We start from the raw sequence: 17,844 nt of genomic DNA, 5'->3' as shown, positions 1-17,844 counted from the left end.
AATAAGTTCTCTCTTTTACTTACCAACACAAAACTGACTGAAGAGCTGATCCAGTAATTCATCCTGGTAACTATCACCGGTAATTTCACCCAGTTTATTCCAGCACCGCGTCATATCGATTTGAACCAGATCCACTGGCATTCCAGCCGCAATCCCATTCATTACATCGTCTAGCGCAGAACTAGCTTGGTTCAGTAGACCAATATGACGGGCATTAGTGACCATGACGTTACCGCGGCCCGTTTCAATCCCTTCATCGAAGAACAAGTGACTGATCTCGCCTTCCAGCTGGTCGATCCCCTGATTCTTAGTCATGGATGCTTGGATGATCTTAGTACCATTCGCTAACTGCTGTAGTTCAGACAAGTCTAACTTAACGGGTAAATCAGTTTTATTTAAAATGATGATCCGCTTTTCATCGGCTGTGTCGGCCAATAACTGGCGGTCCTCAGTGGTGAGCGGCTCACTAGCATTCAATACTAAGACAACTAAATCTGCGGCCGCAATGGCCTTTTTAGAACGTTCCACACCAATCTTTTCAACCTTATCATCCGTATGATGAATACCGGCTGTATCAACCAGCTTTAAAGGCACACCACCGACGTTAACGTATTCTTCAATCACATCACGAGTGGTCCCGGCAACATCCGTCACAATGGCTTTATCTTCATGAAGCAGTTCATTCAGTAAACTTGATTTGCCAACGTTAGGCCGGCCAACGATGGCAGTTGCTAAACCATCACGCAAAACTTTACCCTGTTTGGCTGTTTTGAGTAACTGCTGAATCGATGCTTTAACTTCTTTAGCTTTTTCCAGCAGTAATTTGGTCGTCATGGTTTCCACATCATCGTATTCTGGATAGTCAATATTGACCTCGACTTGGGCCAAGACTTCCAAAATATCCTGACGCAGATTTTTGATCAGCCGAGATAGATTACCATCCAGTTGATTCAAAGCCACTTTCATGGAACGGTCCGTTTTGGCACGAATCAGATCCATGACCGCTTCAGCTTGACTCAAGTCGATTCGACCGTTAAGGAAGGCGCGCTTGGTAAACTCACCAGGTTCGGCTAGCCGAGCACCCTGACTAATCACGAGCTGCAAAATTTCATTGGTAGCAACTAACCCACCATGACAGTTGATCTCAAGCACATCTTCACGTGTATAAGTCTTTGGTGCCCGCATCACGGAAACCATCACTTCGTCCACTTCCGACTGCGTCTCAGGATCAATAATGTGACCGTAATTGATTGTGTGACTTTTCACCTGATCCAGCGCCTTACCTTTAAATAACGGCATCACCGCTTCAAAAGCATGATCACCGCTCACTCGAATAATTGAGATACCGCCCTCACCAGGCGGCGTTGCAACGGCCGCAATGGTGTCAAATTCACTTGTCGTCGTCATGTTTATCCCTCCGTTAATTAGTTGCTCATATTTTCACGCACAAAAAAAGTGCCCACTCCATGCCCCTAACAGCATGGATAAAGCACTTTGACTACTTTATCTATTTAAGATAAGAATGATTAAGTATCATAATAGACTGGAATGCGGGGAGTGTCAAGGAAAAAAGGTGTGAAAACAAGGTGCGGAAACGAGCGCTTAGATAGCGGCGTGTAAGGTACTGCTGGCATAGGTGCGCCGGTCTTTGGCGTAGCTGTGCCAGCAGTGCCTTGCATGCAGCTGTCTGCTCGTTGGAGCCTGATTAGGCTAGAGAAATGGAAAGCACTAACGGTTTAATTTCCAGTCATCCAGCTTCCCTTTCCTCTATCCCAAACTGGCTTCAAAAAGCAGGGAGTTGCTCGTAAGGGACTAGTAGTCTAAGCCCAAGCCCGTGGCTTACTGCGCTCCCCTTTTCTCTAGCCCAAACTGGCTCCAAAAAGCAGGGAGTTGCACGTAAGGGACTAGTAGTCTAAGCCCAAGCCCATGGCTTACACTACTAGTCCCTTACGCTCCACTCCCTAAACGCTTTTCTACGCACCTATCTCAACGTAATCACTACCGCCCTCTTCGGTTCGGTTCCCGCCGAATAGGTCATGATGTGCTCATTATCCGCCAAGACACTGTGAATTTGTTTGCGCTCGAAAGAAGGCATCGGATCCAGATAAACCGGCTTACCCGTTGCAACTACTTCCCGAGCCATATTTTCAGCTAAGCGGGTCAAAGTTTCTTCGCGCCGTTCACGATAACTGGCCACATCCAGCGTCACTTCCAGCTTCGAAAAACGCTTGTGGTTTAAATAGACCTGCGCCAAACTCTGTAATGCATTGATCGTTCGACCGTGCTTCCCGATCAATAAACCCTCTTGTTCCGTTTCAAAATTGATCGTCAGGTGCCGATGCTTAACCTCAACTTGACTCGTTGCTTCAATACCCAGCTGACTGACAATTTCACTTAAATATTGATTGAGTTCAGTCGCAACCTGCTGATATTCAGCCTGTCGGTCAACGGTTGGTCCCTCAGTAGTCTCAGTAACTGGCTTTGATTCACTCTCGGTGGCTATTTCTGGTTCGGTAGTGGTCACATCCGTAGCCGTTGGTGTCTCATCCGTCTGATAATCAGCCACTTCTGGTTGATCTTTAACAGCCGGTTTAACCTCAACTTTTGCTTTTCGGGCACCAATACCAAAAAAGCCTTTTCGTGGTTGGGTTAATACGGTCACCTCCACTTGAGATTTATCGAGCTGAAGTTGTTGAAGTGCGTTTTGGATTGCACCATCAACGGTCTCGCTTGTATATACAGTCATGACTGCCTCTCCCTTCAATGAACTTCTTAACTTATAGTATAGCATGCGAGTGGTATGCATTTAGCGGGTTTTGCAAATGGTAATATTACAATTTCGCAAGCGCTTGCTTTTCATTTTTCAAACAAAAAAATCTCAGAGCAGTGAATCACCACTCTGAGATCGTTATTAGTCTTTAAAATGAGGCCGATTAACTACTTACGACGGCTTTGTTTAGCACGTCGCATAGCCTTCTTGACTTGCCGTTCGTGTTCACGTTTTTCCCGGTTCTTTTCCTCACGTTCACGACGGATCTTCCAAGGATTTTGAATCACCAAGGTTTGACCCACTTGGAACGCGTTGGTAATCACCCAGTAAAGCGAAAGTGCACTTGGCAAGCTTAACGCGGTGATGAAGATAATCACTGGTGTGGTTACCGTCATCATAGTTGTCATGGTATTAGACTCTGGTTGTCCTTTCATCATGAGCCATGAACTTAAAAAGGTGAAGATTGCAGCTAGAATCGGCAAAATCAAGTACGGATCTCTTGACCCGAGTTGCAACCATAAGAAGTGTCCAGACCGTAAGACGTCGGTCCGAAAAATAGCTTGGTACAGTGCCCAGATAATTGGCAATTGCACAACCATTGGTAAACACCCAGCAACCGGATTAACGCCAGCTTCACTATAGAGCTTTTGCTGCTCTTCACGTAGCTTAGCCATGGTTTCCTGGTCACGAGAGGAATACTTTTTCTGCAATGCCTTTAACTGTGGCTGGATTTCTTGGGTCTTTTTCATGCTTCGCGTTTGGAAAATCATCAATGGTAAGATGACGATCCGCACAATAATAGTAAAGACGATAATCCCCATACCATACCCACCAAAGACGTGGGCTAACCAAATAATGGCTCGGGAGAAGTTTAATAGGATAACACCATCCCAAAACCCTGTGCTATGTTCAGTAATCGGTTGGTTACCGCAAGCTGTTAGGAAAACGGATAGCCCAACAATACCAAACATAGTGATAAATCGCTTTAATTTTTTCACTAGTCTTCCTCGCTATAATCGTTATCAAGCAATTTTGCAAGTTTCAAAGCGTGAATCAAATGCGCCTTGATTTCTGGCATTGGCATCTCTGAAGTTGATGGTCTGGCAATGACTAGAAAATCAACATCCTGTTTCAAATAGGGTTTCAGCTCAGTGAGCGATTGCCGAATGCGCCGTTTGACCCAATTTCGATGAACCGCATTACCAATTTTTTTACCTACTGAAATACCAACCCGGAAATGGGGCTGATCTTTTCGATCCATTCGGTAAACTACAAATTGACGATTAGCTACCGACTGCCGTGCTTCAAAAACCTCTTGAAACTCGGCTTCTTTTTTTACACGGTAAGATTTTCGCATATTGCATCTCCAAAACGTCCGCTCTACATTATTTTTACGCAATATAAAAATAAAAGACCACTGATTGGTCAGTGGTCTATGCAGACAATACTTTTCTACCTCTTTGACGACGACGTGCTAAAACCTTACGGCCGTTGCTCGTACTCATCCGCTTACGGAAACCGTGCACGCGTGAGCGATGACGTTTCTTAGGTTGATATGTGCGCTTCATAAAACTTACACCTCCTGATCCTCAGGCATGAAGCCATTATTTACATCTCTAAATGCATTTCTAAAATATAATAGCATATCTAGCGCCAACATCAAAGACTAAATTGAAAAAAACTGCGCTTTTTAATGAATTAAAAAATTTGTTTCATGGTTTAGGGCTGTGGATAACCTGTTAATTTTAGATTTATTTTTAGCCGTTTTTAACAGAGTTATCCACTAGTCCACAGGCTGTGGTTTCTCAGCTATTTTCCTTTGTTGATTCTGGGGACGAACTTGTGAAACACCTGGTATATCAGCATTTGTTTTGCACAGGTGCCTGTGGATAAAAATGTTTCACAACACTTTTGAATGAGTTATACACAGCCTTGTGGAAAACTTTATTCCTGCCTGTGAAACAATTATCCACAAGTTCAAAAGGCTGTGGAAAACTTTTTTATGGCATGCTAAACTAAATTTATCAATTTAATACGGGGAGGAAGAAAAGTGCTTGATTTAGACACACTTTGGGGTGAAATCAAAGATGGTTTCCAACAAAAGATCGCCCCTACTGCATTTAAAACGTGGATCTCATCTGCAGAACCCGTTAAATTAACAAACAACCGTCTAACAATCAAGCTACCATCTGAGCTACATCGTGATTATTGGCAACGCAACTTAACCCAACCGTTAGTTGAACTGGCCTATGAATATGCCCAAGAGGATATTCAGCCAGTTTTTATTGTGGCTGATGATAACGACAGCTCTCAGGTATCCACACTTGCACACCCGGCAACAGCATCCGCTCCGTTTAGTCAAAGCGCTAAACTGAATCCCAAATACACCTTTGATACCTTTGTCATTGGTAAGGGAAATCAAATGGCGCATGCTGCTGCGCTGGTTGTCTCCGAGGAACCAGGCGTGATGTATAATCCACTATTCTTCTATGGTGGTGTGGGCTTAGGTAAAACCCACCTCATGCACGCCATTGGTAACAAGATGTTAGCCGATGATCCGAATACAAAGGTGAAGTATGTGACGAGTGAGGCGTTTACGAACGACTTCATTACCGCTATTCAATCGAAGACTCAGGATCAATTCCGCGAAGAGTACCGAAGTGTTGACTTACTATTAGTTGATGATATTCAATTCTTTGCTGATAAAGAAGGAACACAAGAAGAATTCTTCCATACTTTCAACGATCTACACGACGATGGTAAGCAAATCGTTTTAACTTCAGATCGGTTACCAAACGAAATCCCGAAGCTGCAAGACCGACTCGTTTCACGGTTTGCCTGGGGTTTATCAGTGGATATTACGCCACCTGATCTGGAAACCCGAATTGCCATTTTACGGAATAAGGCTGAAGCCGATAACATTGCGATTCCTGATGAAACCCTAAGCTATATCGCTAGTCGAATTGATTCCAACGTTCGTGAGCTTGAAGGTGCTTTAGCTCGCGTTCACGCCTATTCCAAGATGGTCCATCAGCCGATCACGACTGAACTCGTTGCCAGTTCGCTCAAGAGCTTGAAGCTTGATCGGCGTTCCAGTGAACTCACGATTCCGTTGATTCAAGAAAAGGTCGCCAAGTATTATCACGTGTCACTGGCAGACTTAAAGGGTAAAAAACGGATGAAGACCATCGTGATGCCGCGTCAAATCGCCATGTACCTGTCACGGGAACTCACTGACAGTTCGCTACCAAAAATTGGCAACGAATTTGGTGGTAAAGATCACACGACTGTTATTCACGCTTATGATAAAATTGCTGATGCTTTGAAAACTGATAGTGATTTACAAGCAGAAATTACAAATCTCAAAACCGAAATCGAAAGGTAGTCCTAGTTAGCAAAAAGTAATCGATTTGATCTAAAGTTCAAGTCGGCTACTTTTTTTACTCATTCGAATAGGCTATGATAGACAAGACTTCAAAGAGAAAGATGTGGAAAACTCAAAAAGTTATGCACAAGTTATCCACATGTGCATAACTTACGGTTTATGAGTGTTTCTTAAACTTATCCACAGTATCCACTGCCCTACTATTACTGTTCTTTTATTTATATTATGGATTATAAGGAGTCCCCAATATGAAATTTACAATTAACCGTGCAGCGTTCATCAAAGAACTCAATAATGTGCAACGTGCCATTTCGTCAAAAACCACGATTCCAATTCTGACAGGCTTAAAATTAGTGGCCGACGATTCTGGCTTAACGCTGACTGGTTCAGATGCTGATATTTCCATCGAAACACTGATTCATTCAGATAATCCTGATAATCAGCTGGCCATTCAAAGTCCAGGTGCCATTGTGTTACCTGCACGTTTCTTTAGCGATATTGTTAAACGATTACCAGAAGACAACTTAACGTTAGACGTTACCGAAGGCTTCCAAACAGAGATTACTTCAGGATCTGCATCATTTACCATTAACGGTTTGGATGCTAATAACTATCCTCATTTACCAGAAATCGATGCCAGTGATGCCATTACGTTAACGGGCGATGTTTTCCGGGAATTGATCAACCAAACTGTTATTGCCGTTTCTAATCAAGAAAGCCGGCCTATTTTAACCGGGGTTCACTTTACGTTAGTTGATAATCAGCTCTTAGCCGTTGCTACTGATAGTCATCGGTTAAGTCAGCGAAAGATCGAGTTACCATCTGCAGCATCAGGGACCTATGACGTTATCATTCCTGGTAAAAGTTTAACGGAACTTGCCAGAATGCTTGGGGATGATAATCCTGACGTTGAAATGCGGCTTTCTGAAAACCAAGTCCTGTTTACCATTGGTGACACGATGTTTTATTCACGGTTACTAGAAGGCAATTATCCGGATACTTCACGGCTGATTCCTAACGAATCAACCACTAGTGCTGAATTTGATGCCAAAGGACTGCTTTCAGCCATTGAGCGTGCGTCATTGCTATCACATGAATCACGGAATAACGTGGTTAAGTTAACCCTTGATCCAGCCAACAGTCAGGCAAAGATTTTTGGTAATTCACCTGACGTTGGTAACGTGGAAGAAGCGCTGACACCTAGTGAAATGACTGGGGAAGAGCTTGAGATTTCCTTTAATCCTGACTACATGAAAGACGCCTTGCGTTCATTTGGCGCTGCAGTGATCACGATTTCCTTCACTTCACCGTTGCGGCCATTTACACTGGTACCAACTGAAGATAAAGAAAACTTTATTCAGCTGATTACACCTGTTAGAACTTTTTAAATTAAATCAACAAGTAAAACGCTGATTCAGCTCAAAACTGAATCGGCGTTTTTTTGGTGCTAACGTTTTGTTAGCTAAGCGTAAATTTTTAGTTGCTATTCAGTTAAGAAACCGAATGAAGCTTTTAAAATAAAGGCTATTTTGGTGCTAGAAATTTGATCAATTTCGCCTTTTTTCAGAAATCAGCCATTTTTAACCCAATTTTTGCCAATTTCCTTACAAAACGTTATTTTTAAGCTCTAAGCGTTTTTAACCGAATTATGGCAAAATACCTTATGAATATCGAAAATCGCTTAAATGGCTGTAAATGAAACTGAAACTATACTTTTACCCCTAAAAAGCGTATAATTATAAGAGAAAATGAAGGTGGGTGAAGCCGTGAAAAAGGAAGTTTTCATTGAACCACCCTTTATCACCTTGGGCCAGTTGCTGAAAGAAGAAGCAATCGTTAGTTCAGGTGGTCAAGCGAAGTGGTATTTGAAGGAACATGCGGTTGATGTGAATGATGAGCCGGATAACCGGCGCGGACGAAAACTATATCCAGGAGATACGGTCGATGTCAAAGACGTTGGGCTGTTTTTTATTCGCTTAAAACAGGCTGAATAAGCTTATGAGATTAGAAGAATTAAAGTTGCGTCATTTTCGCAACTATGAGGATTTAACCGTCTTGTTTGGACCAGGTGTCAACGTCTTAATTGGCGAAAACGCACAGGGGAAGACGAATCTGCTAGAGGCTATCTACTTTTTGGCTTTGGCACGAAGTCATCGAACCAGTAATGATCGTGAATTGATTGGTTGGCAGGCAGAAGCTGCCCAAGTGTTCGGCCGGGTACAAAAGAATAGCGGGACAACACCGCTGGAGCTTGATCTTTCCAAACATGGTAAGAAGGCTAAAGTGAATCACTTGGAGCAGGCAAAATTATCGGGCTATGTCGGCCAATTAAACGTGATTTTATTTGCACCGGAGGATTTGAATTTAGTCAAAGGATCACCTCAGGTTCGGCGTCGCTTTATGGACATGGAATTTGGCCAAATGAGTCATAAGTATTTATACAATACGTCTCAATACCGCACGATTCTCAGGCAGCGTAACCGTTATCTCAAGGAATTAGGCAGTAAGAAACAGTCGGATATGGTGCTGTTAGATGTGCTTTCTGATCAGTTGGCGGCTTACGGCTCTGAGATTATTAGTGCGCGCGTCACGTTATTGAAGCGCTTAGAAGTATGGGCAGCTCAGGTTCATCAGGAAATCTCGCAGCAGCGGGAACAACTGTCGTTTCACTATGAAACCAGTGTGAAAGATGATGATTTACTCGATACCCAGCACGTCTATGATGCGCTCAAATTACTGTATAAACAGCGTCGTGATAAAGAGCTTTTTCAGCGCACAACGCTGATTGGACCGCATCGGGATGACTTAAAGTTCTTAGTGAACGATAAGGATGTTTCAAGTTTTGGCTCTCAAGGCCAGCAGCGGACAACGGCACTTAGCGTTAAGTTAGCTGAAATCGATTTGATGCGTGAACAAACAGGTGAATATCCGGTTTTATTGCTGGACGATGTGTTGTCAGAGTTGGACGACAGCCGGCAAACCCATTTGTTGACTGCCATTCAAGATAAGGTTCAAACCTTTTTAACCACTACTAGCTTAAGTGGTGTGGCACAAAAATTAATACACCAACCAAAGATATTTAGGATCAGCGATGGCGAAATTCAGGCTGATCATTAGTTGTTTTAGGGATTTATAGTGAGGAGGATCACACTTGGCTGAAGAAAAAGAAACGAAACAAGAGCGTGCTCGCGAGTACGATGCCAGTCAGATTCAAGTTCTTGAGGGGCTTGAAGCGGTTCGAAAACGACCTGGTATGTACATTGGCTCCACCAGTGCACAAGGACTGCACCACCTAGTTTGGGAAATTATTGATAATGGGATCGATGAAGCCCTAGCTGGGTTTGCTGATGCGATTCACGTGACGGTTCAAAAAGATAATAGCGTCACTGTGATGGATAATGGTCGTGGGATTCCCGTTGATACCCAAAAGAAAACGGGCAAATCAGCACTTGAAACGGTCTTCACGATTTTGCATGCCGGTGGTAAATTCGGCGGTGGCGGCTATAAAGTTTCCGGTGGTCTTCACGGTGTGGGTGCGTCAGTTGTTAATGCGTTATCCTCTAAACTGGATGTCAAAGTTGTCCGTGATGGTAAACGTTACTACATGGACTTTGCCTATGGTCGGGTGACGACCCCAATGAAGGTTATCGATACTGGTTTACCAGAAAATATTCATGGCACAACGGTTCACTTCCTACCGGATTCAGATATTTTCCGTGAAACCACTACTTTTGACATTAAAACGCTGACTACACGGATTCGTGAACTGGCTTTCTTGAATAAGGGACTGCGGATTACGATCCGTGACGAACGGCCAGAAAAGCCAACTGAAGAATCCTTTATGTACGAAGGCGGTATCAAGCATTACGTTGAGTATTTGGATAAGAATACGGATGTGTTATTTGATGAACCCATTTACGTTGAAGGTGAAGAAAAGGGCATTACGGTTGAGGTCGCACTTCAATATACGGATGGCTACCACTCCAACTTATTGACGTTTACTAATAACATTCATACGTACGAAGGCGGTACCCATGAGGAAGGGTTCAAACGAGCTCTTACTCGGATCGTTAACGATTACGCCCGTAAGAATAATTTGATGAAAGATAATGAACCTAATCTTAGTGGGGAAGATGTCCGTGAAGGGATGACTGCCGTTGTGTCAGTCAAACATCCGGATCCTCAGTTTGAAGGGCAAACCAAGACAAAACTGGGTAACTCAGACGCCAGAACTGCTACTGATCATATTTTCAGCGAACGTTTTATGCAGTTTATGATGGAGAACCCGACAGTCGCTCGCAAAGTGATTGACAAGGGTCTGTTAGCTTCTAAGGCACGGGTTGCTGCTAAGCGTGCACGTGAAGTTACCCGTAAGAAGAGCGGTCTTGAAATCAGTAATTTACCAGGAAAACTGGCTGATAATACTAGCAAGGATCCCGCAATTTCTGAATTATTCATTGTCGAAGGGGATTCCGCCGGCGGTTCTGCTAAACAGGGACGTTCACGTTTAACACAAGCTATTTTGCCTATCCGTGGGAAAATCTTGAACGTTGAAAAAGCCAGCATGGATAAGATTTTAGCTAACGAAGAAATTCGGTCACTGTTCACAGCGATGGGAACAGGCTTTGGCGAGGACTTTGATGTTGCTAAGGTTAATTATCACAAGTTGATCATCATGACTGATGCCGATGTCGATGGTGCTCATATTCGTACGTTGCTGCTGACGTTGATCTATCGCTACATGCGGCCATTACTGGATGCTGGGTATGTTTATATTGCTCAGCCACCGCTGTATCAAGTTCGTCAAGGAAAGATGAAACGTTATATTGATTCTGATGAAGAACTGGATGATATCTTAGGTCAATTACCACCATCTCCAAAACCGGTTATTCAACGGTATAAGGGACTTGGTGAAATGGATGCCAGCCAACTGTGGGAAACCACGATGGATCCAGATAAGCGTCGTTTACTGAGAGTCGATCCTAGTGACGCCGCTGAGGCTAACGAAGTCTTTACCACGTTGATGGGGGACAAAGTTGAACCACGACGAGACTTCATCGAAACGAATGCGAAGTATGTTGAAAACTTGGATGTCTAGTTTGAATTGACTGAAAATTCACTGGGGGTCATTGATTGGCGGGTAGTTGAGTGCCCGTGAGACGTTATGGGAGGTACTAAATTTGGCGAATGAAGAACTGCCAAGTCGCATCACTGATGTCGATTTAGCGAAAACCATGCGAACTTCATTTTTGGACTACGCCATGAGTGTTATTGTTGCTCGTGCGTTACCAGATGTTCGTGATGGCCTAAAACCAGTTCACCGGCGGATCCTTTATGGGATGAGTGAGTTAGGTGTGACACCTGATAAGCCGTACAAGAAGTCTGCCAGAATCGTTGGGGATGTCATGGGTAAGTTTCACCCCCATGGCGATTCCGCGATTTATGAAGCCATGGTTCGGATGGCGCAAGACTTCAGTTACCGTTACATGTTAGTTGACGGTCATGGTAACTTTGGTTCTGTCGATGGTGATGGCGCAGCCGCTATGCGGTATACCGAAGCTAAATTAAGCAAGGTTGCCATGGAAATGCTGCGCGATATCAACAAAGATACCATTGATTATCAGCCAAACTACGATGGCACTGAAAAAGAGCCCGTGGTACTGCCAGCACGTTTCCCTAACTTACTGGTTAACGGTGCTTCTGGGATTGCCGTTGGGATGGCGACTAATATTCCGCCGCATAATTTGGCTGAAGTCATCAGCGCGTTGCATATTCTGATGAAAAATCCAGATGCCACCACTGCGGATCTGATGGAAGCTTTACCAGGTCCAGATTTTCCAACCGGTGGTGTCGTTATGGGTAAATCCGGTATTCGTAAAGCTTACGAAACTGGTAAAGGCACCATTACCTTACGAGCTAAAGTTGAGATTGAGGAAGATAAGAGCGGTAAGCAAAAAATCGTTGCTACCGAAATTCCGTACATGGTCAATAAGGCGCGTTTGATTGAACGGATCGCTGATTTGGCACGGGATAAACGAATCGAAGGGATCACGGATGTTAACGATGAGTCTGACCGTGAAGGGATGCGGATCGTTGTCGATGTACGTCGTGATGCCAGCGCTGAAGTTATCCTGAATAACCTCTACAAGATGACCATGATGCAAACGTCATTTGGGTTCAATATGCTGGCGATTGTTAACGGTTCACCTAAAGTTCTGAGCTTAAAAGAGATTTTGCAGTATTATCTAGCTCATCAACTTGAAGTGATTCGTCGTCGGACAGAATTTGAACTTAAAAAAGCCAAGGCACGTGCTCACATTCTTGAAGGGTTACAAATTGCCCTTGATCACATTGACGAGATTATCTCGATCATCCGTAATTCTCAAACGGCTGAAGTTGCTAAAAACGAGTTAATTAGTCGTTTCCCACTGTCTGACAAACAAGCGCAAGCCATTTTGGACATGCGACTGGTTCGTTTGACGGGTCTGGAACGTGACAAAGTTGAAAAAGAATTTTCTGAACTGCAAAAATCAATTGCGGAATACCAAGAGATTTTAGCAAGCAAGGAAAAGCAGAACCACATTATTTACGAAGAATTATTGGAGATCCAAAATAAATTTGGGGATCCTCGTCGGACTGAATTAATGGTCGGTGAAGTTTTGAGTCTCGAAGACGAAGATTTGATCGAAGAAGAAAACGTGATGATTTCCCTGACTCACAACGGGTACATCAAACGGTTACCAACGTCTGAGTTTAAGGCGCAAAACCGTGGTGGCCGTGGGATTCAAGGAATGGGGATTCATGACGATGACTTCATCGAACACTTGGTTTCCACTTCAACACATGACGTGCTGCTATTCTTCACTAATGCTGGTAAAGTGTACCGGATGAAGGGCTATGAAATTCCTGAATACGGTCGCTCAGCTAAGGGAATTCCAGTAATCAACTTGCTGAATATTGAAGCTGGCGAGAAGATTCAAGCGGTTATCAACGTATCAGATGCGGCGGGTGATCAAGAGAAGTACCTCTTCTTCACAACGTTGCACGGGACCGTTAAGCGAACGCCTGTTAGCGAATTCTCTAATATTCGCAGCAATGGGCTAAAAGCGTTGAGCTTGAAGGATGATGACGAGTTGATCAATGTGTCCATCGTTGATGATGAACAATGCATGATCATTGGGACGCATTCTGGTTACGCCGTTAGCTTTAAAGCCAGCGATGTTCGGTCGATGGGCCGGTCAGCTACAGGTGTGCGTGGTGTTCGTCTTCGTGAGAACGATTATGTTGTTGGTTCGGCTATTTTAGAGCCAAATGACAACGTCTTCGTTATTTCCGAAAAAGGCTACGGTAAACAGACACCGGCTAGCGAGTATGCCATTAAAGGTCGTGGTGGTAAGGGTATCAAGACCATCAACGTTACCGAAAAGAATGGTCCGCTTGCTGGATTAACGACTGTTACCGGTGAAGAAGATGTCATGCTGATTACCGATAAAGGCGTGATGATTCGATTCGGTGTGGAAAATGTTTCGCAGACTGGTCGGGCAACTTTAGGTGTTCACCTAATCCGCTTGGATGAGGACGCGAAAGTTGCTACCATGGCGGTTGTTGAAAAAGAAGCGCCTGCAGATGAATCGGATGAAACAGATTCAGCCGAGTCAACTGATGATGGCGATACATCTTTAGACCGATTAGTTAATCGGGCGACGGATGATGATACTGATTCATCAGCTGATAACGATGATGATAGCGATAACGAATAAATAAAATACAGTATTTAAAAGAACGGCACTGAAGGCCGTTCTTTTTTGCGTAGTTAGAAAGTATAACCACCATCTCTTGTCAGGTTAGTTTAAAATATTTTGTCGTTTTAAGGGTTGCAGCAGTGAAATTACGGGGGTGAGCAGCTAACTGCAGGCAACCGGATTACAGAATAGCATTGCATATTTGAATGAACTTTGGTAGAATAGCATTCTGTGAGTAATCCATTCGGAAGACTCTCCTTGCTCTCTTAAAACTCAATGAAGAGGGCCTGAAGTCCATAAGGAGGTGCAAATTTCATGAAGTATGAAATTACCTACATCATTCGTCCAGACCTTGACGATGCAGCAAAGACCGCATTGGTTGATCGTTTCGACAAGATTTTGACTGATAATGGTGCAGATTTAATCGATTCAAAAGACTGGAAGAAGACTCGTTTCGCATACGAAATTGGCGGTTACAATGAAGGTTTATACCACATTGTTAACTTAAACGCTAACGACGATAAAGCTTTAAACGAATTCGACCGTCTTTCAAAGATCAATGACGATATTCTTCGTCACATGATCGTAAAACGCGAAGACTAATTTTTGACATTTAATGACTGAGAGGAGCGGGTCGTATGATCAACCGGGCAGTGCTTACCGGACGCTTGACAAGAGATGTTGATTTGCGGTATACCCCAAGCGGGGCGGCAGTTGGGAACTTTACGTTAGCTGTTGATCGGCAATTTACCAATCAAAACAACGAACGTGAAGCTGACTTTATCAACTGTGTTATTTGGCGGAAATCAGCCGAGAACTTTGCTAATTTTACTCATAAGGGTGCGTTAGTAGGGATTGATGGCCGGATTCAAACCAGAAACTACGAAAATCAGCAGGGTCAAAGGGTCTACGTTACCGAAGTTGTTGTTGAAAACTTTGCTTTATTAGAACCGCGTTCAGCGAATAATAATGCAGGGAATGCTAACAACGGTGGTAACTATAATGCACCCACTGGCAATGCTCCTCAGAACACTAGTCCGTTTGGTGATCCAAACACCAATGGAGCGGCTAACAATAATCAGAATAACGGTAATAATCAAACGGACCCATTTGCAAATAATGGTGATTCGATTGATATTTCCGATGATGATTTACCGTTCTAAACGGATCGAATTGGAGGGAAAATCATGGCTCAACAAAGAAGAGGTGGCCGTCGTCGTCGTAAAGTCGACTTCATCGCCGCAAACCACATCGAATACATCGATTACAAAGATACTAACTTATTGGAACGTTTCGTTTCAGAACGCGGTAAGATTTTGCCACGTCGGGTTACTGGCACTAGTGCCAAGAACCAACGTAAGTTAACCATCGCTATCAAGCGTGCACGGATCATGGGCTTAATGCCATTCGTTGTTGCTGACTAATATAGTGAGTGAAAAGGCATCAACCAGTACAGCTGGTTGATGCCTTTTTTGTACGCGTTGTTAAGCTTGTGAAACAAGTTTTACAAATTGGTTAATTGGTATGGTATGTGAAAGTAGGCGTGTTATAGTAAACTATGGGATTAATGGGACTGACAGCTGATCGTTAATATGAAGAATTCAGCAAGGAGCAGTATAATTTAATGAAAAATAGTAACCAATTAAGTAAACAAAAGGAACCATATGATCAGCATTTTGAGTGTAATATAGAGAAATGCTGGTTGCGTATGGGAATTGTCACCGTCACGCTGTTAACGGGATTTACTTTCAGTATGGCGGTAACTGGTGTCCAGGCAGCGGCTGAGGGTCAAGCAACTCAAGAAACTAAAGCTAATACTGTTTCCTCATCTTCTGAGAAAATAGTTAGTTCAAGCACAGATAAAAACGGGCAATCAAATGATGAAAAATCATCGGCATCGAGTAGTAGCGATACATCAACAACAAATGCCAGCAGCGCTACTTCTAGCAGTCCGTCGAGTAGCTCAGAGACGCAGTCATCGGAAGCGTCAGAGCAATCTAGTGCGGACAGTTCGAGTTCAGCAAGTACAGACAAGTCGAGCCAGTCTGGTGCAAACAAGCCAGCTACTGATGTAAATGGGCATTCATTGAAACTTGACTCATCGAGCAATCAGAAAACAGCTGATTCTTCGTCTGAAACTAAAACAGTCAACGATAAAACGGCAACGCAAACTGCTGATGTTAAGAAAGATGCAGACGGTAATTATTGGCTACCAGTAGCTGATGAAACAACTGGGATTAACACTTATACCCAATTAACGGATTATACTTACACCCAAAATGCGGATAGCTCAACGTATACTGTTACAGGTTATACAGGTGATTTACAAAAATACCTTGCGGGTGGAACGACACCTGAAAACGGCTATGCAACTGAGATTACGATTCCTGATACTTATAATGGTGATAATGTTACAGCAATTGGTAATAACGCTTTTGATAACGAAGATGGCGATGATCCGATTGCTGTACTAACAAAAGTTACGTTAGGTAAAAATATTACAACAATTGGTGATAATGCTTTTGCTGGTAACGATATTAAAGGCGAAATAGTCATTCCTGATACAGTAACTTCAATTGGTGAGAATGCTTTTGCCAATAATCAAATTTCAGGTACCGTTAAAATGCCATTTCAAGTTAGTATTGGTGATAATGCATTTGCGAATAATCAAATTACCGGTGTTGTGATGGGTAATAATACTTGGTTCACAGGTAACGGAACGTTTGCTAACAACCTGATTACTAGTCTTGATTTGGGAACAGGCGTGACATTAATCGGTAAAGGTGCGTTTGAAAACAATCGACTAACGACACTGACATTACCAGATCAAGTGGGCACAATTAATGATAATGCATTTCAAAATAACAAATCATTAACGACAATTAATTTTAGCCAGAAAGGTAACTTAACGCAGATTGGGACATCTGCATTTGAATCTGATGCATTAACTGCGGTGGCGCTACCATCCAGTGTGATTAATATTGGTGATCGAGCATTTACTAATAATCAAATAACAACGTGGTCTTTGGGTTATCATGCACTAAGTTCAGATTATAAAAATGGACAAACGATTGGGACCAGTGCGTTTGCTAATAACAAAATTAGTGGTTCGATCATAATTCCAGATTCAGTAATTGAACTGGGTGCTTATGCTTTTACGAATAATGAAATTTCTGGAGTAAGTTTAAGTGACAAGATCACCAAAATTAATGATTATACTTTTGCGAATAACAAACTTACAGATCAGTTAGTCATTCCGGATGCAGTCACTAGTATTGGTAAAAGTGCTTTTGCGAATAATGGGATTACCGGCCTAACACTAGATAATAATCTCCAAACAATTGATAATAATGCTTTTGCGAATAATCAAATTAGCGGTTCAATTACCATTCCTGGTAGTGTATATGCAATCGGTGAAAATGCCTTTTTAAATAATCAAATTAGTGAGTTAGTACTGGATAAAGCAAACTCAGGTATTGATCAAACAATAGCTACTAATGCGTTTGCCCAAAATGAAATTAGTAAGGTTATCAATAACTCTGAGAATAATTCTTACGACTATTTAAGCAATCAGCAAGCTAAGGTTACTGTAACTGCAACTGCAACCACAACTCAAATTGAAGGTATTCGCACAGTAATTGAAAAACAGATTGGGATTACACTACCTGAAGTTTTAACGTTTACTGATAGTACTGGTAAAAAGTGGTCGTATGATTCAGTAGCGGATACACTCACTATTCCAAGCGGAGAGACGATGCCGAATCAAGTTACTTTTAAATTTAGCTCAGTTGGTTCGGCCAGTTACGGAACCAATGATTTGGTAGTCAATCTGCAACAGCAAAATTCAACAGGTCCAGCATTAGAAGCTACAACCACGACCATGAAGTATGAGACGCCGGATGGAGTGACCCGAGGTTATATTACCTTAATTGGTAAACCAGGCTATT

Annotated in this window: 15 protein-coding genes; 10 read left to right on the top strand and 5 right to left on the bottom strand. The window is 42.9% G+C overall.

The features are described from left to right. Positions 1-15: 15 nt before the first annotated feature. From mnmE to rpmH, 5 genes are all read right to left on the bottom strand, one after another. On the bottom strand, positions 16-1,407 hold the full coding sequence (mnmE, locus tag AC6H04_RS00685; RefSeq protein ID WP_497569855.1) for a tRNA uridine-5-carboxymethylaminomethyl(34) synthesis GTPase MnmE: 1,392 nt from the start codon (positions 1,405-1,407) through the stop codon (positions 16-18). A gap of 574 nt (positions 1,408-1,981) precedes the next feature. Beyond that, positions 1,982-2,746 carry an RNA-binding cell elongation regulator Jag/EloR gene (gene jag / locus AC6H04_RS00680; protein WP_497569854.1) on the bottom strand — a complete coding sequence of 255 codons (765 nt, stop codon included), beginning with the start codon at positions 2,744-2,746 and terminating at the stop codon, positions 1,982-1,984. Between the two features lie 191 nt (positions 2,747-2,937). Beyond that, positions 2,938-3,741, bottom strand: a complete 804-nt coding sequence (gene yidC, locus AC6H04_RS00675; RefSeq protein ID WP_497569933.1) for a membrane protein insertase YidC — start codon at positions 3,739-3,741, stop codon at positions 2,938-2,940. A gap of 26 nt (positions 3,742-3,767) precedes the next feature. Next, positions 3,768-4,127: a ribonuclease P protein component gene (rnpA, locus tag AC6H04_RS00670; RefSeq protein WP_497569853.1), complete on the bottom strand. Its 360-nt coding sequence runs from the start codon at positions 4,125-4,127 to the stop codon at positions 3,768-3,770. A gap of 76 nt (positions 4,128-4,203) precedes the next feature. Beyond that, positions 4,204-4,338, bottom strand: a complete 135-nt coding sequence (rpmH, locus tag AC6H04_RS00665) for a 50S ribosomal protein L34 (protein WP_098823527.1) — start codon at positions 4,336-4,338, stop codon at positions 4,204-4,206. 482 nt (positions 4,339-4,820) lie between these two features. Between rpmH and dnaA the strand changes: the two genes are divergently transcribed. The 10 genes from dnaA to AC6H04_RS00615 all read left to right on the top strand — a co-directional run. After that, positions 4,821-6,155, top strand: coding sequence for a chromosomal replication initiator protein DnaA (gene dnaA, locus AC6H04_RS00660; RefSeq protein ID WP_497569852.1), 1,335 nt, complete (start codon positions 4,821-4,823; stop codon positions 6,153-6,155). A gap of 248 nt (positions 6,156-6,403) precedes the next feature. Further along, the gene (gene dnaN / locus AC6H04_RS00655; protein ID WP_098823525.1) at positions 6,404-7,543 is read left to right on the top strand and encodes a DNA polymerase III subunit beta; all 1,140 of its coding nucleotides are present in this window, start codon (positions 6,404-6,406) and stop codon (positions 7,541-7,543) included. 360 nt (positions 7,544-7,903) lie between these two features. Continuing rightward, entirely contained in the window at positions 7,904-8,149 is a 246-nt protein-coding gene (yaaA, locus tag AC6H04_RS00650; protein WP_098823524.1) for a S4 domain-containing protein YaaA, read from the top strand. A gap of 4 nt (positions 8,150-8,153) precedes the next feature. Beyond that, positions 8,154-9,272: a DNA replication/repair protein RecF gene (recF, locus tag AC6H04_RS00645; protein ID WP_497569851.1), complete on the top strand. Its 1,119-nt coding sequence runs from the start codon at positions 8,154-8,156 to the stop codon at positions 9,270-9,272. 34 nt (positions 9,273-9,306) lie between these two features. Then, positions 9,307-11,253 (top strand): DNA topoisomerase (ATP-hydrolyzing) subunit B, encoded by a 1,947-nt coding sequence (gyrB, locus tag AC6H04_RS00640; RefSeq protein ID WP_497569850.1) that lies wholly within the window; start codon positions 9,307-9,309, stop codon positions 11,251-11,253. 136 nt (positions 11,254-11,389) lie between these two features. After that, positions 11,390-13,915, top strand: a complete 2,526-nt coding sequence (gyrA, locus tag AC6H04_RS00635) for a DNA gyrase subunit A (protein WP_497569932.1) — start codon at positions 11,390-11,392, stop codon at positions 13,913-13,915. A gap of 297 nt (positions 13,916-14,212) precedes the next feature. Beyond that, positions 14,213-14,500, top strand: a complete 288-nt coding sequence (gene rpsF / locus AC6H04_RS00630) for a 30S ribosomal protein S6 (protein ID WP_497569849.1) — start codon at positions 14,213-14,215, stop codon at positions 14,498-14,500. A 35-nt stretch (positions 14,501-14,535) separates the two neighbouring features. Next, positions 14,536-15,060 carry a single-stranded DNA-binding protein gene (gene ssb, locus AC6H04_RS00625; RefSeq protein WP_497569848.1) on the top strand — a complete coding sequence of 175 codons (525 nt, stop codon included), beginning with the start codon at positions 14,536-14,538 and terminating at the stop codon, positions 15,058-15,060. A 24-nt stretch (positions 15,061-15,084) separates the two neighbouring features. Continuing rightward, positions 15,085-15,321, top strand: coding sequence for a 30S ribosomal protein S18 (rpsR, locus tag AC6H04_RS00620; protein WP_054655617.1), 237 nt, complete (start codon positions 15,085-15,087; stop codon positions 15,319-15,321). Positions 15,322-15,605: 284 nt separating this feature from the next. After that, positions 15,606-17,844 (top strand): leucine-rich repeat domain-containing protein (locus AC6H04_RS00615; protein ID WP_497569931.1); only part of this gene is annotated, 2,239 nt, incomplete at its 3' end.

The organism is Secundilactobacillus sp. MJ173, assembly GCF_059704265.1.
This window is presented reverse-complemented; position numbering and strand designations above follow the sequence as displayed.